26 protein-coding genes are annotated in these 25,616 nt (G+C 61.0%); 8 read left to right on the forward strand and 18 right to left on the reverse strand.

Annotation, left to right across the window (positions count from 1 at the left end):
* Nucleotides 1-38: 38 nt before the first annotated feature.
* The 9 genes from soxX to AC1RTQ_RS11850 form a co-directional block, all read right to left on the reverse strand.
* On the reverse strand, nucleotides 39-692 hold the full coding sequence (gene soxX / locus AC1RTQ_RS11810) for a sulfur oxidation c-type cytochrome SoxX (protein ID WP_492875916.1): 654 nt from the start codon (nucleotides 690-692) through the stop codon (nucleotides 39-41).
* Between the two features lie 9 nt (nucleotides 693-701).
* Entirely contained in the window at nucleotides 702-1,511 is an 810-nt protein-coding gene (soxA, locus tag AC1RTQ_RS11815) for a sulfur oxidation c-type cytochrome SoxA (RefSeq protein ID WP_492875918.1), read from the reverse strand.
* Nucleotides 1,512-1,590: 79 nt separating this feature from the next.
* Nucleotides 1,591-1,902, reverse strand: a complete 312-nt coding sequence (gene soxZ / locus AC1RTQ_RS11820) for a thiosulfate oxidation carrier complex protein SoxZ (protein ID WP_003053938.1) — start codon at nucleotides 1,900-1,902, stop codon at nucleotides 1,591-1,593.
* Nucleotides 1,903-1,934: 32 nt separating this feature from the next.
* Entirely contained in the window at nucleotides 1,935-2,390 is a 456-nt protein-coding gene (gene soxY, locus AC1RTQ_RS11825) for a thiosulfate oxidation carrier protein SoxY (RefSeq protein ID WP_302090232.1), read from the reverse strand.
* A 47-nt stretch (nucleotides 2,391-2,437) separates the two neighbouring features.
* Nucleotides 2,438-3,511: a c-type cytochrome gene (locus AC1RTQ_RS11830; RefSeq protein ID WP_492875921.1), complete on the reverse strand. Its 1,074-nt coding sequence runs from the start codon at nucleotides 3,509-3,511 to the stop codon at nucleotides 2,438-2,440.
* Nucleotides 3,495-4,847, reverse strand: a complete 1,353-nt coding sequence (gene soxC / locus AC1RTQ_RS11835) for a sulfite dehydrogenase (protein WP_492875923.1) — start codon at nucleotides 4,845-4,847, stop codon at nucleotides 3,495-3,497. The genes AC1RTQ_RS11830 and soxC overlap by 17 nt, the downstream gene beginning before the upstream one ends.
* Nucleotides 4,848-4,902: 55 nt before the next feature.
* The gene (locus AC1RTQ_RS11840; protein WP_492875925.1) at nucleotides 4,903-5,223 is read right to left on the reverse strand and encodes a c-type cytochrome; all 321 of its coding nucleotides are present in this window, start codon (nucleotides 5,221-5,223) and stop codon (nucleotides 4,903-4,905) included.
* A gap of 114 nt (nucleotides 5,224-5,337) precedes the next feature.
* Entirely contained in the window at nucleotides 5,338-5,826 is a 489-nt protein-coding gene (locus AC1RTQ_RS11845) for a thioredoxin domain-containing protein (RefSeq protein WP_492876131.1), read from the reverse strand.
* Nucleotides 5,827-5,831: 5 nt separating this feature from the next.
* On the reverse strand, nucleotides 5,832-6,836 hold the full coding sequence (locus AC1RTQ_RS11850) for an MBL fold metallo-hydrolase (RefSeq protein ID WP_492875927.1): 1,005 nt from the start codon (nucleotides 6,834-6,836) through the stop codon (nucleotides 5,832-5,834).
* Nucleotides 6,837-7,007: 171 nt separating this feature from the next.
* Between AC1RTQ_RS11850 and AC1RTQ_RS11855 the strand changes: the two genes are divergently transcribed.
* Nucleotides 7,008-7,421 (forward strand): DsrE family protein, encoded by a 414-nt coding sequence (locus tag AC1RTQ_RS11855; RefSeq protein WP_492875929.1) that lies wholly within the window; start codon nucleotides 7,008-7,010, stop codon nucleotides 7,419-7,421.
* 62 nt (nucleotides 7,422-7,483) lie between these two features.
* Here the strand turns inward: AC1RTQ_RS11855 and AC1RTQ_RS11860 are convergent, their stop codons facing one another.
* Together AC1RTQ_RS11860 and AC1RTQ_RS11865 are read right to left on the reverse strand one after the other, a co-directional pair.
* The gene (locus AC1RTQ_RS11860; protein WP_003053925.1) at nucleotides 7,484-7,792 is read right to left on the reverse strand and encodes an ArsR/SmtB family transcription factor; all 309 of its coding nucleotides are present in this window, start codon (nucleotides 7,790-7,792) and stop codon (nucleotides 7,484-7,486) included.
* Nucleotides 7,793-8,026: 234 nt separating this feature from the next.
* Complete coding sequence (locus tag AC1RTQ_RS11865; RefSeq protein WP_492875931.1) at nucleotides 8,027-8,620, reverse strand: NUDIX domain-containing protein; 594 nt, start codon at nucleotides 8,618-8,620, stop codon at nucleotides 8,027-8,029.
* Between the two features lie 96 nt (nucleotides 8,621-8,716).
* Between AC1RTQ_RS11865 and AC1RTQ_RS11870 the strand changes: the two genes are divergently transcribed.
* Nucleotides 8,717-9,655: an MBL fold metallo-hydrolase gene (locus tag AC1RTQ_RS11870; protein WP_492875933.1), complete on the forward strand. Its 939-nt coding sequence runs from the start codon at nucleotides 8,717-8,719 to the stop codon at nucleotides 9,653-9,655.
* A 143-nt stretch (nucleotides 9,656-9,798) separates the two neighbouring features.
* On the opposite strand, the gene AC1RTQ_RS11875 is transcribed toward AC1RTQ_RS11870, so the two are convergent.
* Nucleotides 9,799-10,869, reverse strand: a complete 1,071-nt coding sequence (locus AC1RTQ_RS11875) for a beta-keto acid cleavage family enzyme (protein ID WP_492875935.1) — start codon at nucleotides 10,867-10,869, stop codon at nucleotides 9,799-9,801.
* Nucleotides 10,870-11,289: 420 nt separating this feature from the next.
* Between AC1RTQ_RS11875 and AC1RTQ_RS11880 the strand changes: the two genes are divergently transcribed.
* Nucleotides 11,290-12,342, forward strand: coding sequence for a Bug family tripartite tricarboxylate transporter substrate binding protein (locus tag AC1RTQ_RS11880; RefSeq protein WP_492875937.1), 1,053 nt, complete (start codon nucleotides 11,290-11,292; stop codon nucleotides 12,340-12,342).
* Nucleotides 12,343-12,421: 79 nt separating this feature from the next.
* Here the strand turns inward: AC1RTQ_RS11880 and AC1RTQ_RS11885 are convergent, their stop codons facing one another.
* Nucleotides 12,422-13,444, reverse strand: a complete 1,023-nt coding sequence (locus AC1RTQ_RS11885; protein WP_492875939.1) for an AraC family transcriptional regulator — start codon at nucleotides 13,442-13,444, stop codon at nucleotides 12,422-12,424.
* Between the two features lie 121 nt (nucleotides 13,445-13,565).
* Between AC1RTQ_RS11885 and AC1RTQ_RS11890 the strand changes: the two genes are divergently transcribed.
* The 4 genes from AC1RTQ_RS11890 to AC1RTQ_RS11905 all read left to right on the forward strand — a co-directional run bounded on the left by AC1RTQ_RS11890 (nucleotide 13,566) and on the right by AC1RTQ_RS11905 (nucleotide 17,616).
* Entirely contained in the window at nucleotides 13,566-14,477 is a 912-nt protein-coding gene (locus AC1RTQ_RS11890) for a TauD/TfdA dioxygenase family protein (RefSeq protein WP_409815972.1), read from the forward strand.
* Between the two features lie 15 nt (nucleotides 14,478-14,492).
* The gene (locus AC1RTQ_RS11895; RefSeq protein WP_492875942.1) at nucleotides 14,493-15,095 is read left to right on the forward strand and encodes an RBBP9/YdeN family alpha/beta hydrolase; all 603 of its coding nucleotides are present in this window, start codon (nucleotides 14,493-14,495) and stop codon (nucleotides 15,093-15,095) included.
* Between the two features lie 99 nt (nucleotides 15,096-15,194).
* On the forward strand, nucleotides 15,195-16,247 hold the full coding sequence (locus tag AC1RTQ_RS11900; RefSeq protein WP_492875944.1) for a Bug family tripartite tricarboxylate transporter substrate binding protein: 1,053 nt from the start codon (nucleotides 15,195-15,197) through the stop codon (nucleotides 16,245-16,247).
* A gap of 256 nt (nucleotides 16,248-16,503) precedes the next feature.
* Entirely contained in the window at nucleotides 16,504-17,616 is a 1,113-nt protein-coding gene (locus tag AC1RTQ_RS11905; RefSeq protein ID WP_492875946.1) for a porin, read from the forward strand.
* A gap of 138 nt (nucleotides 17,617-17,754) precedes the next feature.
* On the opposite strand, the gene AC1RTQ_RS11910 is transcribed toward AC1RTQ_RS11905, so the two are convergent.
* The 3 genes from AC1RTQ_RS11910 to AC1RTQ_RS11920 form a co-directional block, all read right to left on the reverse strand.
* Entirely contained in the window at nucleotides 17,755-18,108 is a 354-nt protein-coding gene (locus AC1RTQ_RS11910; RefSeq protein WP_492875948.1) for a Rieske (2Fe-2S) protein, read from the reverse strand.
* Nucleotides 18,077-18,733, reverse strand: a complete 657-nt coding sequence (locus AC1RTQ_RS11915) for a DsbA family protein (RefSeq protein ID WP_492875950.1) — start codon at nucleotides 18,731-18,733, stop codon at nucleotides 18,077-18,079. The genes AC1RTQ_RS11910 and AC1RTQ_RS11915 overlap by 32 nt, the downstream gene beginning before the upstream one ends.
* Before the next feature lie 91 nt (nucleotides 18,734-18,824).
* Nucleotides 18,825-19,805: a quinone oxidoreductase family protein gene (locus AC1RTQ_RS11920; RefSeq protein WP_492875952.1), complete on the reverse strand. Its 981-nt coding sequence runs from the start codon at nucleotides 19,803-19,805 to the stop codon at nucleotides 18,825-18,827.
* 484 nt (nucleotides 19,806-20,289) lie between these two features.
* Here AC1RTQ_RS11920 and AC1RTQ_RS11925 point away from each other — a divergent pair, with 484 nt between their 5' ends.
* Complete coding sequence (locus AC1RTQ_RS11925) at nucleotides 20,290-22,080, forward strand: acyl-CoA dehydrogenase (RefSeq protein WP_492875954.1); 1,791 nt, start codon at nucleotides 20,290-20,292, stop codon at nucleotides 22,078-22,080.
* Nucleotides 22,081-22,283: 203 nt separating this feature from the next.
* Here AC1RTQ_RS11925 and AC1RTQ_RS11930 read toward each other — a convergent pair whose 3' ends face one another.
* Together AC1RTQ_RS11930 and AC1RTQ_RS11935 are read right to left on the reverse strand one after the other, a co-directional pair.
* Nucleotides 22,284-24,020, reverse strand: a complete 1,737-nt coding sequence (locus tag AC1RTQ_RS11930; RefSeq protein ID WP_492875956.1) for a restriction endonuclease subunit S — start codon at nucleotides 24,018-24,020, stop codon at nucleotides 22,284-22,286.
* Nucleotides 24,021-24,062: 42 nt separating this feature from the next.
* Nucleotides 24,063-25,550: a type I restriction-modification system subunit M gene (locus AC1RTQ_RS11935; RefSeq protein WP_492875958.1), complete on the reverse strand. Its 1,488-nt coding sequence runs from the start codon at nucleotides 25,548-25,550 to the stop codon at nucleotides 24,063-24,065.
* Between the last annotated feature and the right edge of the window lie 66 nt (nucleotides 25,551-25,616).

The raw sequence follows: 25,616 nt of genomic DNA on the forward strand, positions 1-25,616 counted from the left end.
CGAGAGAGGGGGCAAGCGGCATGGCCGCTCAGAGCAAGCTATCTGTTGACGGGAGAGGCCGGATCGACCAGCAAGGCGACAAGATCCCGTGTCTGCGCTTCGCTGAGGATGCCGGAGTGACCGAAGCGCGGCATGCCCGAGCAGGCGTTGTAGGCCTTGGCGTTCCAGATCTTGCCCCAGGTGTACTCGACGATGGCTCTGGATTCGGGGCTGGCCGGATCCTTGATGCCGCGAATCTTTCCATAGTTGTAGAGACTGGGGCCCAGCGTGCCAAAGGAGATTTCTTCCTTGCTGATCTGGTGGCAGTTGTAGCAGTTGCCGCCATTGGCGCTGCCTGCCTTGTCGCTCCAGGTCATGCCCCGGCCGTTCTGGGCGATCTTTTCGCCCTCCTTCCAGTCGCCGAGCAGCTTGCCATCCTGAGGCCATTTGACGGTCTTGAGATTGGCAGCTTCGATGGCTTGCGCACGCTCAGGCGCCAGCGGCTTGCCGGAGGCATCGGCAGCGCTGCAGGCCGCATTCGATTCGTCCTGCTGCAGGCGATCGACTTTGGCGATGCCCTGATCGCGAAAAGAGGTCTGCACCATCTTGGTCGTCAAGGCATCGATGTCCGCTGCCCCGTCGACGGAGGCACAGCCGAGCACCAGCAACGATGCGGCCACGGCCAGGTACGGCATGTATTTTGGCTTGCGCATAGGGCCTCCTTATCGTTTGATGGCCGGTGCGCTCGACGCTCCGCCCTTGCCGTTGACGCCCATGAACACACCCAGCGCCACCGTCACGTCGCTGGCGTAACCGGGATAGGGAAAGCGCTGCTGACGGAAGCAGTCGTTGAGGCGGCGCTGCATGCTCCACAGCTCGCCCGACGAGACGCGATAGGCGGGCCAGGCGCCAAAGCCTTCCGCAGCGCCTGGGTTTTTGGTCAGATTGGGCAGATCCTGCATGCGGATGCGCTTGCCATCCGCACCATGGCAGGAGGCACAGGCAAAGTCATGCGGGCCGCCGCGCATATAGAACAGGCGCTTGCCCGCCTCATACATCTGTCTTTCCTGCGCATGGCTCTGGGGCAGGTTGAACTTCATGCCTTTGGACTGCGATGAAATCCATGCCACCAGCCCTTCCATGTTCTTTTGCTCGTCCTTGCCGAACGGTGTTGCCGCAATCTTCTGGGCGTCCAGCCCCTGCAGCCTGTCCATGCAGGTCAGCAGGCGCGACTCCAGATCCTGCACCTTGCCCGTGTCGGCAAAATAGCGCGGCAGCTCTACAAATGCGCCCTTGACCACGCCTGGCCCCTGGCCCAGATCGCACTGCTCCAGGGACGCCTTGCGGGGGCCTCGCTTTTGCTTCCACAGCTCCTCGCCCTTCATCTCGAACAGCTCGGCGGGGTTGCCGTCCTGCAGCATCTCGCGGTACTCGGCAATGCCGTCGGCCGTGGACTTTTGCGCCAGCACCGGCGCGGCCATGCACAAGGCCAGCACGGCGGCAGCCATCTGGCCCGGGGAGGAATGTCTCATGGGGCACCTCTCTGCTTTTTTGATTGATTCTGGTCCAGGGTGAAGGCTGGCCGCCAGCCAGCCGCTGTCTGCGCCGTGCTCAGCTCACGGTCGCTTCATCCGTGCGGGTCTCGCCCTTGTTGTCCTTCCAGCTCACCGAGATCTTGTCTCCCGCCTTGGCACCCTTGACCACGAACTGCAAAAACGGGTTCTTGGAAACCGCAGGACCCCACTCAGCTTGGAGCACCTGCTTGCCGTTGTGCGCGGCCGTCACCTCCTGGATAAACCAGGCGGGCACGGTCTTGCCTTCCGCATCCTTGCGCTGGCCGGTCTCCATCTCATGGGACATCAGCACGCGCACGGTGGTCTTGTCACCCGCAGCCTGGGCACGAATACGCATTGGATCAGCCATGTTCTTCTCCTGTTTCAGATGATTGCTTGCCATCAACCGCCGCAGCCACCGAGGGTGACCTTGACTTCCTTCTTGGCATAGAAAGCCTTGCCGTCATTGGTGATGGCCACGGCATACACATCCGAGGACTGTCCCAGCTTGGCGCGGGTCAGAAAATTGGCGTCCAGCGCCTCGTTGACGGTGAAGGCCGCCACCAGCGTGTTGGGGTTCTTTTCCACCAGCACCAGCATCTGCTTCACATTGGGCAGGGTGGTCGCGGCCCCCAGGGGCACGACGGCACCGTTTTCGGCGATGTCGGGCGCCGTCAGCGTCACGTCCTTGCTCTCGGCAGGTGCCGACGCTCCCATGGCCTTGAGCACATCGGCCACGGTCTTGGCGTCGAAGGCGGTCTTGTTATAGGCCGCCTGCGCGGCCTGCGGCAGCAGGCCGGCGGCCATCAGCATGCCGAGCACGGCCGCGCTGTTCTTGAGGGCGTCTCTACGTTTCATCTTTGTCTCCTTTTCATTCACTTCACTGTCGCACGACACAAGCTGCATCAGGGCTTGGCGCCCGCCGCCAGCCACTGGGCAATCACCCTGGCATCAGCATCGCTGAGATTGGGCTGAGGCGGCATGGGTGTTGATCCCCAGACGCCGGATCCTCCTGACTTGACCTTGCCGGCCAGATAGTCCGGCTGGCCGCCATGCTTGCTGGCAATGTCACTGAAGGCCGGGCCAACGAGTTTTTGCGTCATGCCATGGCAGGCCATGCAGGCGTTCTTCTCCAGCAAGGCTATCGGTGCCGCACCGCCCGATTTCCCGGTGCCTGCGGGCGGCGCGGCCTTGCTGGTGCCGCCATCGGTGGCAATGCCGCGCTGGGCACCGACCAGCCGGTTCTGCTGGGCCAGATTGCCGTGGTTGTTGCTGGCATGCTCGGGCAAGGCCGAGCGCAGCCTGGGCTCGGGACCGCAGTTGCTCATGCAGGCAGTGGCCAGCACATCGGGCCTGGCGCTCTTGCCGAACTCATTGCCGGGCCACAGAGCATGCCGGGTCGTCATGCCATTGCGGTTGGGCAGCTTGCGCTGCACCTCGGCAATGTTCGCATCGCTGAGCGTGAAGCTCTCGGGCACCACGCCGCCGAGGTTGAGCAGATAGGCGGTGACGGCATACACCTCTTCGGTGGACAGCGACTTGGGCGCATTCCAGGGCATGGCCCGGTTGATGTAATCCCACAGCGTCGAGACCGTGGCCACCTTCATCAGGGTCGTGCGCCCCGGAAAGGCCGGGTCCTTGAGCCGCGCCACATGGCCGGTCCTGATGTCCTCGGCCGTGGTGCCGCCGATCAGCGGGCTGAACACCTCGTTGGATTCGCCGAACACCCCGTGGCAGGACGCGCACTTGGCCTCCCACACATCCATGCCTTTTTGCACGGACCCCGAGCCTGGAGGCAGCCCCTTGAAATCCGGGCGCACATCGATATCCCATGCCAGAACCTCCTTGCCCGTGGCATTGCGGCCCACGCCGGGATAGCGCTCTTCGGCAGACTTGCCCTGCGCCGCAGCGGGCCCGGCAGTCACGCCCATGACCAGCAGCAGCGCCAGCAGCGCCAACGGTTTACGCAAGCTGAACATTGGCGACCTCCCCGTTGGCTCGTACCGCCCAGGACTGGATGGAGTTGTTGTGATAGATGGAGCGCGTGCCGCGCGCGGCACGCAGCTGCTGGTAGCTGGGCTGCACATAGCCCGTCTCATCCATGGCGCGGCTCTGGATGATGCATTCCTCGCCATTCCAGACCCAGTCCAGATGAAAGCGCGTCAGGCACTTGTCCATCACCGGCCCTTCGAGCCGGGCTGCACGCCAGTTGCGACCGCCGTCCACGCTCACATCCACGCGCCTGACCTTGCCGCGCCCCGACCAGGCCAGACCCGTGATGCTGTAGAAGCCCTTGTCCAGCAGCATCTGCCCGCCGGACGGCGTGGTGACCACGCTCTTGCACTCCTGAATGCTGGAGTACTGACGGTGCTGTCCGTCGGGCATCAGGTCCACATAGTGGATGGCCTCGTCCTTGGCCGCATAAGGCATGTCGCCCACTTCGATGCGGCGCAGGTATTTCACCCAGCTCACGCCCTGCACGCCCGGCACCACCAGGCGCAGCGGATAGCCCTGCTCGGGCCGCAGCATCTCGCCGTTCTGGCCATAGGCGACCAGCACCTCGCCGGAAGTGATCAGCTCCACGGGAATGGTGCGCGTCATCGACGAGCCGTCCGCCCCTTCGGCCAGGATGAAGCGGCCCTTTTTCAGATCGGCACCGGCCATCTCCAGCAAGGTGATCAGGGGCACGCCCGTGAACTCGCTGCACGACAGCATGCCGTGGGTGTACTGCACCGTGGGCACGGCCACATTACCCCACTCCATGCCGGTGTTGGCGCCGCACTCTATGAAGTGAAAACGCGACACCGAAGGCAGACGCATGATCTCGTCCATGGTGAAGACCTTGGGATTCTTCACCAGACCATTGATCATCAGCCTGTGCTTGGAGGGGTCGATGTCCCACCAGCCCTGGTGGTGGCGCTCGAAATGCAGACCGCTGGGCGTGACGATGCCGAACAGCGACTGCAGCGGCGCAAACGATACCGAAGCCTGCTTGGTCTGGGTCAGCCCCGGGCTCTGGCGACGCTGCACATTGGCCTCGTATCTGGAAGGCTTGCCGTAGCCGTCGGTGACCACCGGCTGGCCCAGGCCCTTGCTGTGCGCGGGCAGCTCCAGAATACTCGGGTCTCCCTCGCCGCTCGCGGCCTGCCGGCCCTGCGCATGGACGGCTGAAGCGCCGGCCGCTGCGGCTGCGAAAGCCCCGCGAATGAAGTCACGCCGGCCTGCCCTGGCTTCGGCAAACACGGTACCTACATCGTGCGCCCGCACAAAGTTCTCGGGTGCCTTGCGCACCTTGCCCATCAACTGGCTTTGCATAAGCTCTCTCTTTGATCGCTGCTGGCGCTTACCGGGAAAGCGTGAGGCGCCTGTTTCATTGGGAACCCTTGAGAATCCAGGCCGCCAGTGTCTGGGTGTCGGCATCGCTGAGAGCGGGCTGGGCGGGCATGGGCACCGGCCCCCATTTGCCAAAGCCGCCGGCCTTGATGCTTTTGACCAGATAGGCCTGTGCATTGGCCTGGGCCGCATATTTCCTGGCCACGTCCTGGAATGCCGGGCCTACCAGTTTCTTGTCTGCTGCATGGCAGGCCATGCAGGCGTTCTTCTGCGCCAGCGCCTGATCCGCCTGCGCCAGTGCAGGAGCCGCCAGCCCCAGCAGCGCCGTCAAGCCGCCCAGCCAGGATGAAGTCTTCATCGCTTGGTCTCCTTATATTTATATATAAGCATGTTGTTATTTAAAGTATCGGACAGGATGCCCAATTTGAAATCCCGCGCTAACCCTCGTTATTCCCGATCAGGAACAACGAGCTCAACGCCCCTGCACCGCTGCACGCGCCGTCCTCATGCGCTCATCCAGATAAGCGCCATAGAAATCGGGGATGGAGCTGCCGCTCAAGCGCTCGGCCACCTCCTTGTGAGCAGCTCCATAGAAGAGCACGGTCGGCGCGACCTCGATGCTCAGTTGCCTGACCATGCCGCCATGCGTGGTCGCCGCGCCATCCCAGTCCCGCAAAGGCTCGGGCGACAGAAAATGAATCTGGGTCACCAAGGCCCCAGACTGTTGCAACGGCAGCAGATGATGCTCGCGCACGATCTTGCAATACGGGCAGCCATGCAGGCTGGCCATCACCACCAGCGGCTGCTTGCGGGCCAGCGCCAAGGCCAGGTCATGCTGCAGGCTCTGGCTGGTGGGCAGCAGGCGCTCCGAGGCATCGAGCGCCGCCCACGCCGGTGCCGCGCCCGCCAGCAGCAACTGCAACAAGCACAGTCTTCTGCGGACATCAAAGAAGCGGGCCATGGCCGTCACGGCTTTTCCTGCTCCATCAGCAAGAAGGTGTTGTAGGCATTCATGCGATTGGCTTCCTTGAACAGCGGGTAGGCCGAGAACCTGGACCAGTCCGTCGCCTGGTAGGCCTCGTCAAACGGGTCGAGATTGGCTGCGGCCTTGCCCATGGCCTCGCGCAGATAGTGCAGATAGTCACGCGTCAGCTGCATGTCCTGGCGCGGCTGCTCGGAGGCCGGGCCGTGGCCCGGCACCATGACCTTCACGGGCAGCTTGAGCAACTCGTCCAGCGCCGCAATCCAGTGGCGGCTGTCGGCCTGGCCCACATAGGGAATGCGGTTGCGAAACACCACATCGCCAATGAACAGCACACCGCTTTGCGGCAGGAAGATGGCCGTATCCTCCGGCGTGTGCGAGGGCCCCATGTGCTGCAGCACAAAGTCCACGCCCCCTATCTTCAGCGTGGAGCTGTCGCCTGCCACCCATTGACTCGCCGGCACCAGGCGCGTGCTCCGGTCGACCCAGGGCGCCAGATCCTTGCGCGAAGCCTCAAGCCGCAGATGTGCGGTTTCTGAATTGATATATTCACGCGCCTGGGCATGGGCCACGATTCTTGCGCCCAGGGCCTCGAACACCTGCAGGCCATAGATGTGGTCGGCGTGATAGTGGGTCAGCAGCACATGGCTGATGGGCTTGGGCGTCAGCGTCCGGATTTTCTGCACCAGCTCCTCGGCCAGTGCGGGTGAGCCCAGCGCATCGATCACGACCACGCTGTCATGGGTGATGACAAAGCCCGCATTGGAGATGAAGTTGCGATTGGCCGCACTGCCCAGCGCCGATACGCCCTGCACAAAAAACACATTGGCCGCCACCTGCTGCAGCTCCATCACGGGGGCACTGGCCGCTTGCGGAATGAACGACCTCGGGGCTGCATCATGCGCTGCCGCTGTACCTAGCGCTGCGATGGCCGCTGCGATTGCCATTCCTGCAAAGCTCCTCAGCGCAGCTCCTGCCCAGCTTGTCATGGCTTTGTCTCCCTTGCATGGGCAGCGCGTCATGCATGAATGCCGCCACTAATGTCGCCACTAGCGCTTGCCCTATTTTTGAATGTTTGCGTCATCGTTAATATAAGCAAGTGGCAATATTTAACCAGCAGCATCTTCCCTGATGCCTACAGACCCCACAGGAGACCTTCGATGAAGCGCCAACTTGTTGCCCTGAGCTTTGCCCTGTGTACGGCGATTGCCGCCGCTCAGGATGTGAAAGTGGTCTATCACGTCAACACCGGCGTGGAAACGGCGGCCGCCATACTCGCCAATATCAACAACGAACTCAATGCCTCGCCCACGGACAAGATCGTGGTGGTCACCCATGGGCCCGGCATAGACTTTTTGCTCAGCAATGCCAAGGACAGCAAGGGCCGCGAGTTCAGCGGCCAGGTCAGTGCACTGGTGGGGCGCGGCGTGGAGTTCAAGGTCTGCAACAACACGCTGCAAACGCGCAAGCTCGATACCTCAAACCTACTGATGGAAGCCTCGGTCGTCCCCTCCGGTGTGGCCGAAGTCGCACGCCTGCAGGCCAAAGAGGGCTTTGTCTACCTCAAGCCCTGAAGCGCATACGGCCATGAAAAAAGGCGCCTGGTGCGCCTTTTCTTCTTTTGGGACTCAAGCCATCAGTTCTGTTCGATGGCAATCTGCACGCAGATGGTGCGGCACATATGGACGACCTTCTCGTTGGCGATGAAGTAGTAGATGCTGACCCCTTCACGCCTGCGGCCCAGAATGCCGGACTGGTACAGCGTGTTCAGGTGCTGAGACATATTGGGCTGGGTCGTGTCTATGGAAGCGAGCAGCTCGGAGACGTTTTTCTCTCCGTTGCACAGCGCGCTGATGATCTTCAGCCGCATGGGGGCAGCCATGGCTTTGAACAGCTCGGCCGCACTCTCGAAAACGCTGTCATCCTCAAGCTCTGACGATTCCATGAAACACTCCTGAACACCGCTTCAGACCGCAACCTTCCAATAGAGGTGGTGCGCCATGGTGCATGGCACCAGTTTATAGGAAGGCCATGCAGCGCCTGTCATCATCCGGCGACAAACACTGATGGGCATCAGGCAATCCTAAAAAAGAAGCAGCCAGCACCAGTTTGACATGAATTTCAGGCACTTTTATAGCTGAAAACCATATTTTACGTGCGCAAGCAGCTATCAAAAAAATCAGGCCGGCTTCCACTCCAGAGACCAGGCACCGCTTTGCACATTCTGCAGCCACAGGCAACAGCTCAAGGTCTTGGCATCGGTGACCTGGCCGCTACGCACGCCGTCCAGCAACTCGGCAGGTGTCATGCTGCAGACATCGAGAAACTCGTCGGCATCGAGCTGGCGCTCGCCCGCAGTCAGGCCGCGCGCGAAGAAGATGTGAATGACTTCGTCGGAGTAGCCGATCGCCAGATGCATGGGGCCGGCGTAGGCCCATTCGCGCGCGCTGTAGCCGGTCTCCTCCAGCAGCTCGCGCTGGGCGCAGATCAGCGGCCGCTCGCCCGCATCGAGCTTGCCAGCCGGAAACTCCGTCATGACCCGGCCCACGGGGTAGCGAAACTGCCGCTCCAGCAGCACGCGGCCATCGTCGAGCAGGCCGATCACCACCACCGCACCGGGGTGCACCACATACTCGCGCGTGGCCTGACCTCCATGGGGCAGGCGCACGGTATCAAGCTTTACTTGCAGAAAACTGCCCTGATGCACCAGCTCGCTTTTGATGGGGTGCTCGATCAGATGGCTTTCCTGAGCCTGTTTGTCTTGTTGGGTCATCTGCGACTCGTCTTTCAAAGCGCTGTGGTGACAGCGCAAATACATCCAAGGTCTTAATCTTCGCAGAAGCCGGCTTCACTTTCCTCTACCCAGACCATGACGCATCCCATCGACACAGCCCAGACAGACATACAGCGCCACCAGTTTGGCCGCGTGACGGTGTTTCGCGGCGCCAAGGGAGGCAAGTATCCGGACGGCAACCAGATCATGATTTGCGGCAGCGATACGCAGGCAGCGCTGGATACGCCTGTTGTTGCCAATCATATCGGGGCCGAGTTCGATAACACCGAGCTGGTGGTGATGGGTCATGTGCATGAGGACCATATGGCTGGCCTGCACCGCCTGCCAGACGCACAGGTCTTTGCTCACGTGGGCGATCTGGCGGCCTTGCAAAGCTGGGAGGGCCTGGTTGCCACCTTTGGCTGGGCCGATTCGGAGCAGGCCGACATCATGCGCAGCAAGCTGGAGAGCGAATTCTTCTACACCCCCAGACCCGATGCCAGGGGCTACGAAGACGGGGCCGTCTGGGAGCTGGGCCAGTCGCAGATTCGCGCCATTCATATGCCGGGCCATACGGCGGGCCACAGCGTGCTGCTGATCGAGCCCGAGGGGGTTGCCTTTATCGGAGATATCGACCTGACGGGCTTCGGGCCCTATTACGGCGACGCCTGCTCCTGTCTGGCGGACTTTCGCCGCAGCCTGGCACGGCTGCCGGAGATCGATGCCAGGGTCTGGGTGACTTCTCACCACAAAGGCATTTACACCGAGCGCGAGACGTTTGTACGAGACCTCAAGCGCTTTGCTGCGGTCATTGACGAGCGCGGTGCACGCATTCTCGAATGGCTGGCGCAGCGCCCCCTGACGCTCTCGCAGATGGTGGAGCAGCGCCTGCTCTACCCGCAAGGCTTTGATGCTCCCTGGGTACAGGGGGCCGAGACGCGCAGCATCTCCCAGCATCTGGATGAGCTGCAGGCGGCCGGAGAAATCCTGCAGGAGCGCAACGTGCGCGGCGAAGACCTTTATCTGCGGGCTTGAATTCAGAAAAATAAAAAAGCCGACTTCTCAAGGAAGTCGGCGGGGCCAGGCGCCTGGCCACGCATCCACCAGGCAAGCGTGACAAGCGCACAGCGGCTAGCCCTTGGCTGATGAGCCGGGCCCAGTCATCCGGGCTTTGAGACTCAGGCCATAGCGTCCATGGGCTTGCGCAGAAAGCCCTGGTTGGCGCCCTTGCGGTTGGGCGCGAAGCCGTTCCTGGCCAGGGTTTCGTCGGCGGTTTCGTAGAACACGCCGATCTGCTTGATCTCGCGGGCCTGCTGGGCGGTGGCAATCGGGCGACCAAACTCGCCCGCAATGCGCACCAGCTGCCTGATCTGCTCCACAGTGCTCATCTTGCCGGTGCGGGTCTGGTTCCACAGCACGTCTTCGATACCGCAGCGCACATGCAGACCCAGTGCCATGCCGATCATGTTGATGGGCAGCACGTTCAGCACCGAGCTCTCCACCGTCACGATGGCGTTGTCGGGCACGGCGCGCAGCATATTGGCCAGGTTGTAGATATTGGCCTGGTCCATGCCGCCGCTGATGGCGACCCAGTTCATGACCAGCGGGCCCTTGTAGACGCCGCGGCGAATCATGCGCTCGATGGTCTCGAAACTGTTGATGTTGTAAACCTGGAAGGCGCTCTGGATGCCCTTTTCGGACAGACGGCGGATGTGTTCTTCGACAAAGCTGGGGTTCGAAGGAACAATCATGTCCTTGTAGGTCTTGTGCAGATGCGGGAAGCCGCGCGAGACACCGCGGAAGTCGTCTTCGCCGGCATGCTCGGTCACGTTCATCTGCGTGGTGTTGACGGTCACCGTCACCTGATCGGGCACGGGTGTCAGCTCGGCCAGCATATGGCGGGTATCGTCGGAGAGCCACTTGGCTTGGCCATCCGGGCCTTCGGGCGCAAAGCTGATGGAGCCGCCCACCTGAATGATCATCTCGGGCACACGCTCGCGCACACCGGCGATAAGTTCGTTGAACTTGGACAGACGCTTGCTGCCCTTGCCATCGTCTTCCCGCACATGCAGGTGCAACACGGTGGCACCGGCCTCATAGCAGTCCACGGCCTTCTGAATCTGCTCTTCCATGGTGATGGGGATGTCCTCGGGGAAGTCCGAGGGAATCCAGCCCGGAGCGTAGGGAGCCGCCGTGATGATCAGCGGCTGCTGGTTTTCGGGATACAGGTGACCGTCGAGAAAGTTCATGGTTGTTGTCTCCGGTTTGAGTGAGAGAAATCAGTGTCTGGACCAGCGGCAACAGGGCATTTCAGTCCCTTGCCGATGCGTGAGGCCAGTATCAAATGCCGTGCGAGATGCCACTTTGCATTTCAGGACACGCGCTTTCTCAAACGCGACAGGGCCGGCAAGCCACTCCTGAAAGCGAGACAGGCAGCAAAGCTGCGCCAAGAGCTTTGCAGGCCGCAGACTCAAGCTGCCGCAGCCTGCGAACGACATCGCCCGCATCGGGTAAGTGCGGGGTACGGCAGTCATCAAATGCGAAGTCGCAGGCATGAAACGTCAAGTCCGGCGACTGGCCGCCAACCATCATGAATGGCTGCATTCCTCCACCCGGGCACCTGCACGCAAGGACATGCCAGACCCATGACAAAACGACAGGAGACCTCCATGACAAGCGCCGTGAATTTCGCAGAACCCGCCACGCCATCACGCAAGCAACATAGGCGCAGCATGACTCAAAGCCTGCGCTGCTGCGCCGCCGTGCTTTGTACAGGCCTGCTGGCCGCCACCGCCGCACAGGCCCAGACCCCAACACCCGCCTGGCCCGTCAAACCCATCCGCCTCGTCGTTCCTGCGCCTCCAGGTGGCATCACCGATGGTGTGGCGCGCCTGGTGGCCGATCATCTGCAGAGCAATCTGGGCCAGCCCGTGGTCGTCGACAACAAACCCGGCGGATCGGCTGTGATTGCCGAGCGCGCCGTGATGAATGCACCCGCCGACTGGCACACGCTGATGATTGCGCCCTCCAGCATCTGGACCGACTTTCCACTCACCGTGAAGACGCCGTTTGACGTGCACAAGACCTTCACCTATGTCTCGGATGTGGCCTCCATGGTGCATATGCTGGTGGCCAACAACAGCTTCCCCCCCACCAGGATTCAGGAGGTGCTGGACTATGCAAAAAAGAGCTCCGGCCCGATCAACATCGCCAACCTGAGCCCCGGCACTCGCTCCGACATGCTGGGCGAGCTGCTGAGCGAGAAAAGCGGCGGCAGGATCACCGCCATACCCTACAAGGGCTCCGCCCCTGCCATCGTTGATCTGATCGGCAACCAGGTACAGCTGACCTTTGAAGTGGTGAGCAATGCAGCCCCTCTGGTCAAGGCCGGCAAGGTCAAGGCCCTGGGCGTGGTCTCGCCCAACCGCTCGCGCCTGCTGCCCGATGTGCCCAGCTTTGCCGAGCAGAACATGCCCGACTTTGTGCTGCCCGATGCCAGCGTGGGACTGTTCGTGCTCAGCAGCACTCCCCCGGCCCTGATCCAGAAGGTGCGCCAGGAAATGGACAAGGTGACTCAATCCGCCAAGTTCCAGGCGCAGCTCAAAACCCAGGGCTTTGACGCACCCCAGCCCGGCACGATGACGGAGCTGCAACAAAAAATGCTGAACACGGTGGAGCAGAACCGCAAAATTCTGAGCAAGCTCAGAATCACCAGCAACTGAAGGACGCTGGCGTAGCCGCCCTCTCCCCGGGGGGCGGCACTTTGGTAGTGTGTTTGGCGGGCCCCTGCGGCCCGCTTTTTTATGCGCCGCCTGTGCCTTCGGTCTGTGCCTTGGCACGGCTGTCCTTGGCGCTGCAGCCAAACTGGCTCTGATACCAGCGCGAAAAACTGCTGGGGGCCGTAAAGCCCAGCAGCTCGGCCACTTCGGTCAGAGAGCGGTTGCTCTCGAACACATAGCGCACGGCCAGCTCCTTGCGGATATCGTTCATCAGCGAGGAAAAGCTCTGACCCTTTTCCGTCAGCCGGCGCTGAATGGTGCGTGGCACCACACCCAGGTGCTCGCTGACCTTGTCAATGCTGCAGCGACCGCTGGGCAACAGCAGCAAGATGGTGCGGCGCATATCGTCCAGCACCGCTTCCTCGCCCATGGGCGCCACTGCCTCCAGCAGCTTCTGGGCATAGCGCACCATGGCAGGGTCGGCAAACTCGTTGCGCGTATCGAGATCGGCCTTGGCGCAAACAATGCAGTTGAACTCCTGATTGAACTGCACGCGCGGGCCGAACATCAGGTGATGCATGCTCAGGTCCTTGGGCGCGGCATGCTCGAAACACACCATGCGAGGCTGCCAGTCACGCCCGATGAGCTGCCGAATGGCGCGCACCATCACGCCCAGCGCCAGCTCCACGCGCTGGCGCGTAGGCTCATGGGCACGGCCGGCCAGCAAAAGCTCGCGGATCAGCACGGTATCGGCCTGCTCATCGAGCTCCAGCGTCATCGCGCCATTGAGCAGCGCCAGGTGACGCACCAGCAGGTTCAGCGAATCGCGCAGCGTGGCCTGATCGCGAATCAGCAGGCCCACCGGCCCCATATTGGAGAGCAGGCGCGAGCGCGCCATGCACAGACCAAAGCTCTCATTGCCCGACTGCGTGGCCGAGGCCTGCAGCAAACGCCCCACCTTGTCCACCGGGATCATCAGATCCGGCTCGTCGAGCACACCGGGGCTGAGACCAGCATCGAGCAGCATGCGCGTGCCATTCAGCCCCGAAGCCTGGGCGACTTCGGCGTAATTGGTCAAGCAGGCTGCGCGAACGAGAGAGGCCATGGGGTTTCACTAACTTGGCACTAATTTGGCACTAATTGCAAAGCACCAGTCATGTAATGACAAGCGCCGATCGAGGGGAGTTTTCACACTGGCGACATTGATTCTATAAGGAGACTTCCCCATGAAAAACGAGGTTGGCGCAGCACCCGCCCTTATCCGCTCCAGCTCTTTGACCCGCTCTGTGGAAGTCAATCCTCTGACCTGCTCCATCGGTGCGGAGCTGTCCAACGTTCATCTGGGTGCGGCCGCCGAGGACGAAGGCCTGATGGCCGAGATCCGCCAGGCGCTGCTCAGGCACCGCGTGATCTTTTTCCGCGACCAGGACATCACACGCGCCGAGCATGTGGCGTTTGCACGCAAGTTTGGCGAACTGGAAGACCACCCGGTGGTGGGCAGCCACCCCGAGCACCCTGGCCTGGTGCAGATCTACAAGACCCCCGACAGCCCTGTGGACCGCAACGAGAACTCCTGGCACACCGATGCCACCTGGCGCGAGCAGCCCCCCATGGGCTGCGTGCTGCGCTGCGTTGAATGCCCGCCCGTGGGCGGCGACACCATGTGGGTGAACATGGTGATGGCCTACGAGAACCTGCCAGCCGACATCAAGGTCAAGATCGAGCACCTGCGTGCCCGCCACAGCATCGAAGCGAGCTTTGGTGCCGTCATGCCTATCGAAAAGCGCCTGGCACTCAAGGCCCAATACCCCGACGCCGAGCACCCCGTGGTGCGCATCCACCCCGAAACCGGCGAGAAGATTCTGTTCGTCAACAGCAGCTTCACCACCCATTTCACCAACTACAACACACCCGCCAATGTGCGCTTCGGCCTGGACAAATCGCCCGGCTCCTCGCAACTGCTCAACTACCTCACCAGCCAGGCCATGATTCCCGAGTACCAGGTGCGCTTCAAATGGAGCAGGAACAGCGTAGCCTTCTGGGACAACCGCTCCACCCAGCACTACGCAGTGATGGACTACCAGCCCTGCCACCGCAAGATGGAACGCACCGCCATCATCGGCGGCCCCACGGACTGAGCCAGGAGACAGAAGATGACCTTGAAGCACACGATTCTCATCATCCCCGGCCTGCGCGACCATGTGGAGGAGCACTGGCAGACGCTGCTGGCCAAGGAGCTGACTGCGCAGTCCATCCCCTGCACCACCGTGCCACCGCTGGAGCAGGACAAGCTCAGCTGCCAGGCCCGCCTGGACGCAATCGACCGTGCACTGGAGAGCATCGACGGCCCCGTCATCATCGTGGCGCACAGCGCCGGCTGCATGATGGTCGCGCACTGGGCGCTGCGTCGAGCCCGTCCCGTTCTCGGAGCCTTGCTTGCGGCCCCCGCCGATGTGCAAACCCAGATGCCTGCCGGCTACCCCTCCAAAGATGTGCTGGCAGCCCACGGCTGGACGCCCATCCCACGCCAACCCCTGCCGTTTCCCACACTGCTGGCAGCCAGCAGCAACGACCCGCTGACCTCGTTGGAGCGGGCGCGCGGCTTTGCGCGCGACTGGGGAAGCGAGCTGGTGGAGCTGGGCCCGCAGGGCCACCTGAACCCGGCCTCGGGCCATGGCCCCTGGCCGCAGGCAAAACAGCTGATCGAGGATTTGCAGGCTCGGATCGAAGCCCGACAGCCCGAGCCAACGGCCTGAGCCGCCCGACGACCATCACGATGAATGCGCAGCCCCCCGCAATATGTAGTAGGTGCGCGCAGATGGGGAGCCAGATCTCCCCGTTGAAGGAGACAAGCAATGAAGGCAACGACACCCGCCTCGCGCAGTTCCGTGGACACGGCAGACTCTCGCACCGCGACAGCCAGCGCACTGCGCCGCAAATTAGGCCTTGCCGTCATGGCCGTGGCCGCCTGCCTGACCCTGCCCGCGCAGGCCGAGCAAAGCGCAGACTGGCCGGCCAAGCCCATACGCCTGATCGTCACCGGGCCTGCCGGCGGCACGGCCGACACCCTGGCCCGTCTGCTGGCAGAGGGCATTCAGCAAGAGCTCAAGCAGCCCGTGATCGTGGAATCCAAGGCCGGTGCATCGGGGGCTATCGGCATCCAGGACCTCAAGTCCCATGGCAAAAGCGGCTACACCTTTTTGGTGATTCAGGACGGAGCACTGAGCGAGGCGCCCCTGGCCCAGAGAGTCAGTTTCGACCCGTTCAAGGACCTGACTCCGCTGGCCCAGCTCACACGCACCGGCCTGGTCATGGTCGCCAACAAGGATCTGCCGTTCCAGAACCTGCCCGAATTCATCAGCTACGCCAGACAGCAACGCGACGGCGTGGACTTTGCCTCCTACGCCACGGGCCTGAAGGGTCACACCTCGGGCATGCTGCTGGGCCAGTTGGCCAAGATCAATATGCGCCATGTGGGCTACAAGGGCTCGCCCCCTGCTCTGGTGGACCTCATGGGCGGCCATGTCCCGGTGATGTTCGATGGCGTCACGACTTCGCTACCCCTGATTCGCAGCGGCAAGATCAAGGCGCTGGCCGCCGTCTACCCGAGCCGCCTGCAGGCCCTGCCCGACGTGCCGACGTTCACGGAGCTGGGCTACCCCCAGCTGTCCAAGCCCGGCTGGTTTGCCGTGTGGTCCCACCCGCAAACCCCGGCCGTCATCCAGCAAAAACTCCGAGATGTGGCGCTGGCCCATTTCCGCAAGGAGTCCGTGCTCAAACAGCTCGCTGCGCTGGGCATGGAGCCGGGCCAGCCCCTTACCACCGCAGAACTGACGGCCGAGCTCAAAGAGGCCAGCCGCAAGCAGGCAGCCCTGCTCAAGTCCATAGGCTACAAGCCCGAAAACTGAGCCCCGGGCCCTTGAGCAGTGGCTCTCACGCGGCTCCATCCCCTATCTGATTCAAGACCTCTGCCCGGTGCTTCCCCCCTTGGCACCGTGGGCAGCTGCACCCGGCTCAAGCCCTTTTGCGGATTCGAGCCGGGGCTTGCCTGCGCCTTCACCCCTTCCCCAGGCCCGGGCTCGGGTTCGGGTCCGGCTTTGCCCTGCTGTGTGTTTCGTCGGTTTGCCATCAGGCATCTTTTTTCAACGGTTCAAGGAGACATGAATGACTACAAAAAAAATGGCTTTCAATGCGCTGGGCGCTCTGGCATGCACGCTGGCGCCGCTGGCGGCCTCGGCACAATCGTCTGTGCAGGTCTACGGCGTGGTGGATATGGCCGTATCCAATTACCGCGGCGCGGGCGCAGGCTCGCGTCAGATGCTGACCTCCAGCGGCAATCAGGCCAGCCGCCTGGGCTTTCGGGGCCGTGAAGATCTCGGCAGCGGCCTGGCCGCAGGCTTTGATCTGGAAGCGGGACTCAACACCGACAGCGGCACCGGCCAGGCCTCCAACACCAACAACCAGCCTTCGGGGGCCGGCAGCGGCAACGGCCTGAGCTTCAACCGCAAGTCCCTGGTCTATCTTCAGAGCAAGCAATGGGGCGAGGTACGTCTGGGCCGCGACTATGTGCCCGCCTTCTGGAACATGTTCAACTACGACCCCTTCCGCCTCGGCGTGGGCATGAGCCTGCATGTGCTGCACGGCACGACGGTGACGGGCTTTCGGGCGTCGAACAGCATTGGCTACCTCTCGCCCGGCTGCTCCAGCTCCAGCTGCAAGGGACTGTTCTATCAATTGATGACGGCATTCGGCGAAAACGATGCCGGCCCCAACCGTCAGGACGGCCGCGTCTATGGTGCACGCCTGGGCTATGGAGGCGATCACTGGGATGCCGCCGTCGCCATTACGACCACCAAGAACCGTGCCGCCGACGATTACAGGCAGATCAATGCCGCCGCCTCCTACCTATGGGAGGGCCACCGCCTCATGGTTCTGGCTGCCGATCACCGCACCGGCAACCGCCTGGCAGCTCTGGACAATGCCAACCATGTACGCTACTGGCAGCTGGGTGCCATCTGGAAGGTCGGCAACGGCAGCATTCCCATGAGCTTCATGCGCCTGAGCCGCAATGACAACAGCTCCAGCAGCTCCAACAAGTACGCCGTGGGTTATGTGCACAACCTCTCCAGGCGCACCGCCCTCTACGGCACCTATGCCTACGTGGACAACCGCGGCAGCATCAACCTGCCCGTGGCCACGGGCGCGCTGCAAGGCCCGATTCCGGTCGCAGGCGGCAATGCTTCGGGCTTTGACATCGGCATTCGCCACACGTTCTGAGCCCGGTCCATGGCAACCGGCACCTGCTGGTTGCCGGTTGCCGGTTGCCGGCCAGAGGACATCCATCCTGAAGCCATAGAAGAAGGCCCGCAGAGATAATCCGCGGGCCTTCTTCATCGCACATCAGCGCTCGATGTTTCAGCAGCAGTTGCCAGGCAGTTTGAGCCAGAGCAGCCCCTCTCTGACAAGGACTTCGTAGAGAGGAATCGTCATCTGCGGCGATGCCGTGCACCTGCCACTGCGGATATCGAACCTGAGTCCATGCGCGGGGCAGCTCAGCACATGGGCATCACAATTGCCGCCGGCCATGGAGGCACCCGCATGCGGGCAACTGTTCTCCAAGGCATAGAACTCGCCTTCGATATTCAGCAGCAAGAGGCTCTGGCCACCAGGCGTGAAGACCAGCTTTCGCCCGCCCGGCGGCAAATTCCGCACTGCGCCGGCGGCCAGCAAGGCGGTATCAGGCGAAGATGCTGTCGGCAACACGGGCATGCTCCATGGCCCGCAGCAGCTCTGCGGGCGCCACAGCGCCCGTCACCTGCAGGCGCTGGTTGAACACCATATGCGGCACGCCACCGGCATGGCCCGCCTCGCTTTGGTAGCGCAGCGCATCAAAGCGGGAAGGATTCCAGTCCAGTGCTGCCGAGTGCGCCAGCTGCTGCAGCACCATGACCGAGCCTATATCGCGGCCTTGTACAAAGTAGGCGGCAAAGATCGACTCCACAAAGCGGATCATGGATTCGCCATAGAGCTGGGTCTGGGCGTAGTTGACCAACGCACAGACCAGGCGCGTGCTGGGGAAGGTTTCAATCAGCGCATGATTGATCTGCAGGCCCGCCGCATGGGCCGCCGAGCGCACCTGGGCACGGCGAACCTCCACGGCCCTGGGGCCGCCCAGCCGGGCTTCATAGAAGGCCTGGTAAGGCACTCCATGCTCCGGGATATGGGGCAGCAGAGTGTCTGCATGCCATTGGATTGCAAGCTGCTGGTCGGGATAGGTGGCCAGCAGCATCTCACGGGCAGCCAGCAGATTGCGCAGACCGATCCAGCACCAGGGGCAGATCAGGTCCAGCGAAAAGTCGACCTGCAATGTCGTTGCAGCAGAGCTTTGAGTCATGGCATTTATTTCTGTGGGCAATCGCCAGGGTTGATGCAAAAAGGGCTGAATGGCTCAGCCCTTTTCATTCCGAAGTGCTGCCTTCGGTATCTCAGAGCGTGAAGATGGCCGATCCCACAATCTTGCGGGCCTCCAGATCGCGGTGAGCCTGCACGGCGTCTTCCAGCGCATAGCGCTTGCTGATATCCACCTTGATACGACCTTCGGCCACATGGGCGAACAGCTCGTTGGCCAGCTCTGCACGCTCCGTGGGGTCGGCGATGTAATGCGCCGATGCCGGCCGGGTCAGGAAGAGCGAGCCTTTGCCGGCCAGCATCTGCGGGTTGAATGGCGCAATGGAGCCCGAAGCCGTACCCAGGCAGACCATCAGCCCGCGCACCTTCAGGCTGTTGAGCGAGCCCTCGAACGTGTCCTTGCCTACGCTGTCGAAAACGGCATTCACACCCACGCCGTCCGTCAGCTCACGCACGCGCTTGGCCACATCTTCATGGCTGTAGTTGATGGTGTGAACACAGCCGTGGGCCTTGGCCACTTCGGCCTTGGCATCGCTGGAGACGGTGCCGATCACGTTCAGGCCTTCCAGCTTGGCCCACTGCGACACCAGCAGGCCCACGCCACCGGCTGCAGCATGCAGCAAGATGGTGTCGCCCTTCTTGAAGTCCCAGATGCGACGCATCAGGTAAGCCGCCGTCAGTCCACGCATGGTGATGGCTGCTGCGGTTTCAAAGCTGATGTTGTCAGGCAGACGGATCAGGGGAGCCGCAGAAATCAGGCGCTCCGTGGCGTAAGCGCCGATGGTGTTCAGTGCGCCGGTATAGGTCACGCGGTCGCCGACCTTGAAATCCGCCACGCCGTCGCCCACGGCCGTGATCGTGCCGCAAGCCTCGCTGCCCACGCCTGCAGGCAAAGGAGCGGGATACAGACCGGAGCGGAAATAGGTATCGGCAAAGTTCAAGGCCACAGCGCCTTGCTTGAGGCGGACCTGACCTGGACCGGGTTGACCGACTTCAATTTCTTCCTGTCGCAACACCTCGGGGCCGCCCACTTCGTTATAACGGATTACTTTAGCCATACAAACTCCCAGTCAGATACCAATCGAAAGGTGATACGGCACACGCCCTCACCTCGAACAGAATCAATACGAATCAATGACTTAAGCCATATCCCCGGTATTCCTCCATTCAGACTGGACTGAATTTATGGGAGTTCGTCTCCAGGACATTTCCCGAGAGCGCCGCTCTCTTGTCTTTACGCGACATTACGGGTAAATACCAGGTATAAAAAGTTAACTTCAAAGTTTCTCTTTGATTGAAAGCTTGCCGCAAGCGTTGGCCACCATATTGCGCGTCTGCGACTGCGACAAACCCGTCCCAGCCTCTAGAATCATTCCGTTTACGTAAACGTCAAACCAATGCGAGGGCCTGTCATTCTTGCCAGGCGCCAGACATGAAGTCGAGGGAAGCCCCTGCCGTCTGTGGCAGGCAACATCCCCAACAATCCAAGGCACAACCCAGGTCTGGCTGCCAGCCGGGCCAGCATTCAAGGAAACAGAGACGATGACTTACAAAGCGCCCATCAAAGACATGCTGTTCGACATGGAGCATCTGGCCCAGATCGAGCAGGTCGCCCAGATTCCCGGCTTTGAAGATGCGGGGCTGGAAACTGCACAGGCCGTTCTCGAAGAATGCGCCAAGCTTTGCGAAGGCGTGGTCGCTCCCCTGAATGTTCCCGGCGACCTCAACCCCTCTTCCTTCAAGGATGGTGTGGTCACGACGACTCCCGGCTTCGCCGATGCCTTCAAGCAGTACGCCGAAGGCGGCTGGCAGGGTCTGCAGCATCCTGCCGACTTCGGCGGCCAGGGCCTGCCCAAGACCATTGGCGCGGCCTGCATCGAGATGCTCAACAGCGCCAACCTGAGCTTTGCTCTGTGCCCGCTGCTGACCGACGGCGCCATCGAGGCACTGCTGACTGCGGGCAGCGACGAGCTCAAGTCCACCTATCTGGAAAAGCTGGTCACCGGCGAGTGGACCGGCACCATGAACCTGACCGAGCCCCAGGCCGGCTCCGACCTGGCCCTGGTACGCACCAGGGCCGAGCCTCAGGGCGACGGCAGCTACAAGGTCTTCGGCACCAAGATCTTCATCACCTATGGCGAGCACGATATGGCGGACAACATCGTCCACCTGGTGCTGGCCCGCGTGTCCGGCGCTCCCGAAGGCGTCAAGGGAATCAGCCTGTTTGTCGTGCCCAAGTTCCTCGTGAACCAGGACGGCTCCTTGGGCAAGCGCAACGATGTGCACTGCGTCAGCATTGAGCACAAGATGGGCATCAAGGCCTCGCCCACGGCCGTGCTGCAATTTGGCGACAACGGGGGAGCCATCGGCTACCTCGTGGGCGAGGAAAACCGCGGCCTCGAATACATGTTCATCATGATGAACGCCGCGCGCTATGCCGTGGGCCTGCAGGGCCTGGCCGTGGCCGAGCGGGCCTACCAGCACGCCGTGGCCTATGCCAAGGAGCGCGTGCAAAGCCGCCCCGTCGACGGCTCGGTCAAGGCCAGCGCCACCATCATCCACCACCCCGATGTGCGCCGCATGCTGATGACCATGCGTGCCAGCAACGAAGGCTGCCGCGCCATGGCAACCGCCGCCGCCGCCGCGTACGATGCCGCCCACCACCACCCGGACGCCGAAGTGCGCCAGGCCAACCAGACCTTCTATGAATTCATGGTGCCCCTGGTCAAGGGCTACAGCACCGAGATGAGCCTGGAAGTCACCAGCCTGGGCGTGCAGGTGCATGGCGGCATGGGCTTCATCGAGGAAACCGGTGCGGCCCAGTACTACCGCGACGCCAAGATCCTGACCATCTATGAGGGCACGACCGCCATTCAGGCCAATGACCTGGTCGGCCGCAAGAGCGCGCGTGATGGCGGCCTGACCGCCAAGGCGATTGCCGCCCAGATCGAGAAGACCGAAGCAGCTCTCATTGCCAGCGGCACCGATGCGGCCAAGGCCGTTGCCAGGAATCTGGCCCAGGCCCGCGAGGCCTTTGTGCAGGTGGTGGACTTCATCGTGGCCAAGGCCAAGGCCGACCCCAATGCTGCCTATGCCGGCAGCGTCCCCTATCTGATGCTCACCGGCAATCTGGTCGCAGGCTGGCAGTTGGGCCGCTCGGTGTTGGCCGCGCAGGACCTGCTGGCCAAGGGCCAGGACACGGCCTTCATGCAGGCCAAGCTGGCCACAGCACAGTTCTATGCCGAACATATCCTGACCCGCGTGCCCGGCCAGGCCGATGCTGTGATCAACGGCGCCACCAGCGTGATGGCATTGCCCATGGATCTGTTCTGATCGTGCACCTGACGGCGGGGCGGCAATGCCTCGCCCCATCGTGAAATGCATGGAAATAGCGGCTGGTGCTTATGGATAAAGCGCTGGCCGCTATTTTTTGAATCCTTGAAACACACCTGCCAGGACTTGGCAAACAAGCATGCAACAACGGCCTGCCTCCTGCGGCCGTCATCCTGCCTGAACCCGTTCTGTGTAAGTCGTGATTACCTTGCAGCCTGCACTACCCAGGCCTGCGCCAGCTGGGTTTGGGTACTGCGCGCTTGAGTGAGTTTGTCGCGCAATTGCTGGCACAGGGCGCGCAGCTCGGTGACGCGGGCGACGATGCGGGATTGTTCTGGCAATGGAGGAATTGGAAAGAGACAGTTTTTCAACTGCGTCATATTGATTGAAGCTAAATTAGTTGTTTGCTTCGCAGAAGAAGCGAAATATTTTCGAGCAATATCTGAATTCAAAAAAAGCTCAGACCAAACCACATTCCACTCAGGTATTACCTTACGCGCCTTAAACACATGATTCTGATGCGCACAACCTGGCAGCTCATCACTCCATATTGCAGTGCGTCCAACCTTATCCCAATCACCGCCTTCGGTAATCAGTAGATCGTCTTTCACCAGCTTATATCTATCGACTTCAGATTCGTCAATCATGATGCTTTTCATTGAATTCAATTCAAGCATCCATCTTTGAACATTTGCCACACGTAAATAAGGTATTTCAATAGGTTTGTTTAGGGCTGTTTTTCTTCCTAAAGTTATACCGCTACTTATATTCAACAGATTACCAAGCCTTTCGGTATGCCAGCCTATAGGCAATTCAAATAGCTTTTCCTTCTCGGCAATTTCAGACAGCGGCTTTTCTTTTTTAATTTTCCCCTCTGCAATCAACCTATCCTTTTCCGCACGCACCTTTTTGAGCAGCTCACTCGCATGCTCATCGCTCACATCCTGCTCCACCAGCAGGCCGCGCACTGCGAGTTGGAGGATGGTTTGCTCCAGCGCGTCCACGGCTTCGGGGCGGTCGATGAGCAGGTCAAAGTGCTGCGTCAGCCGCTGCCAGTGGCGCGCCAGCTCTTCCGCGCTTTGGGTTCGGGTCAAGCTATCCAGCAAGGCTTGCAGCAGTTGCTGGTGCTGGGTGTGCTCCAGCCGGCCTTTTTCCTCCAGTGCATCACACAGACGCATCAGTTCTTCGACGCGGGCGACAATGCGGGATTGTTCTTCGAGGGGTGGAATTGGTAAGGGAATAAAATCCCATTTACCTCTACTAATAATAGGGGTGGCAGATCCTGTTGCAGCAGATTTGACAGAATTCTTAAAATAACACGATCTCATTGCATAAAGCACGAATTTACTTATCAAAAAAATCGGACGAATAGAATTAATCTGCTGATTGAATGCAATGGAATTTGAAACTGCTGCGCACTTTCCAATAGATCCGCCAATGCAAACCATAACAATATCATTAGGCTCTGCTATTGCAGACTCTAAACACCCTATCTGAGAAATATATTTATCCGCAGAAAAAATATCTCCCTGAAGTGTTATCTGTCCAGGCCCAATAAATGGGAAATCCCCATCGAAATTCTCAGATTTATTTGTCGATGGCGTTCCTCCAGTTTGAGTTACACCAGCACTACCGACACGAACCCACTCCCACCCCACCGGCAATTCAAACGGCTTTTCCTCTTCCGTAATTGCCGCCAGCGGCTTGTCCCTTTTAATCTTGCCTACCGCAATCAGCCGGTCTTTTTCCGCCCGAATTTTCTTCAGCAACTCACTCGCAGGTTCATCATTCGCATCCTGCGGCACCAGCTTGCCTTGCACGGCCAGAGTCAAGATCAGCTCGCGCAGGCGCGCCACGCCGCCGGGGGCCTGGGCAGTGGTGGCAAATAGTTGATCAAAGTTTGGTAGCAGCTTGCGCTGGTCATTACTGGTATTCAGCATGTTTTGACCTTGAAATCCTTATCTATCAAGCGCTAGCAGCTATCAATTGTTTTCTGCGCCATGGCCGCCACCGGCCAGAGACTGAGCCAGCATGGCTTGCAACTGGCTGCGCAGTGCCTGCGCATCGGCCTGCAACTGGGTGTATTGCGCCAGCAGTTCATCCGGGTCATGGCTGACTTGTTCGCCCACATGGGGGTTTTTCTGGTCCAGGTTCCAGTTCGCGGCGCGCAGGGTGTCGAGGCTCACCTTCCATGCCAGCTCGGTTTGCTGGCGGCTGGCATAGCCGTCTGCGGCGCTGCCCCACCAAGTTTTCTCGGCATCAAACTCCTTGATGTTGATCGGCTTGGTTTTGTTGTAGTTCTTCACGCCCACGGGGTATGGGTGCTCGTAGTACCAGACGTCTTGCGTGGGCTGGCCCTTGGTGAAAAACAGGATATTGGTCTTGATGCCGGTGTAGGGGTTGAACACGCCATTGGGCAGCCGCACGATGGTGTGCAGATTGCACTCGGTGAGCAGCTTTTCCTTGATACGGCTTTTGCTGCCTTCGCCAAACAAAAAGCCGTCGGGCAGCACCACGGCGGCGCGGCCACCGTCTTTGAGCAGCTTCATGATGAGAATCATGAACAGATCGGCCGTTTCGCGGCTGCGCAGGTCAGCGGGAAAGCCGTCTTCAATGCCGGGCTCTTCCGTTCCGCCAAAGGGCGGGTTGGTGAGGATGACGTCCACCTGGTCAGCCCGGCCGTAGTCGCGCAGCGGGCGGCTCAAGGTGTTGTCATTCTTGATCTGGCTGGGCACTTCAATGCCGTGCAGCATGAGGTTGGTGACGCACAGGCTATGGGGCAGCGGTTTCTTTTCCACGCCGCGCACGGCAGTTTGCAGAAGGGCTTGCTGCTCGGGTGTCTGGGCTTGCTGGCGCAAATGCTCGATGGCGCAGACCAGAAAGCCGCCGGTGCCGGTGGCGGGGTCCATGACGGTTTCGCCCAGCTGGGGGTTGACGATATCGGTCATGAACTGGGTGACGGCGCGGGGCGTGTAGAACTCGCCCGCGTTACCTGCGGCCTGCAGGTCTTTGAGCAGCTTTTCGTACAGGTCGTTGAACTGATGGCGCTCGGCCTGGCGATTGAAGTCAATGACGGCCAGCTTGTTGATGACCTGACGCAGCAGGTGGCCGCTTTTCATGTAGTTGTAGGTGTCGTCGAACACGCTGCGCAGCACATAGGCGTGCGGGTTTTGCTCAATGCTACCGGGCAGACTGGCGAGCGTGGGGATGAGCTGGTTGTCCACAAAGTCCAGCAAGGCCTCGCCCGTCATGCCTTCTTCGTCAGCCGCCCAGTTGCGCCAGCGCAGTGCTTCGGGGATAGGGCTCTGGTAGTTGTCTCGGGTCAACTCCAGCTCTTCTTCCAGGGCATCAAACACCTTCAAGAACAGCAGCCAGGTCAATTGGGACAGCCGCTGGGCATCTCCATCCACCCCGCTGTCCTGGCGCATGGTGTCTTGGATGGATTTGATGATGGATGACAGATTGGACATGCTGCGAACTTCTGGATATCTAAACAAAAACGGGACTTACGCAAACAAGAATGCAACAAGGGCTGC

The sequence above is a fragment of the Comamonas sp. GW821-FHT11H03 genome (assembly GCF_058807955.1).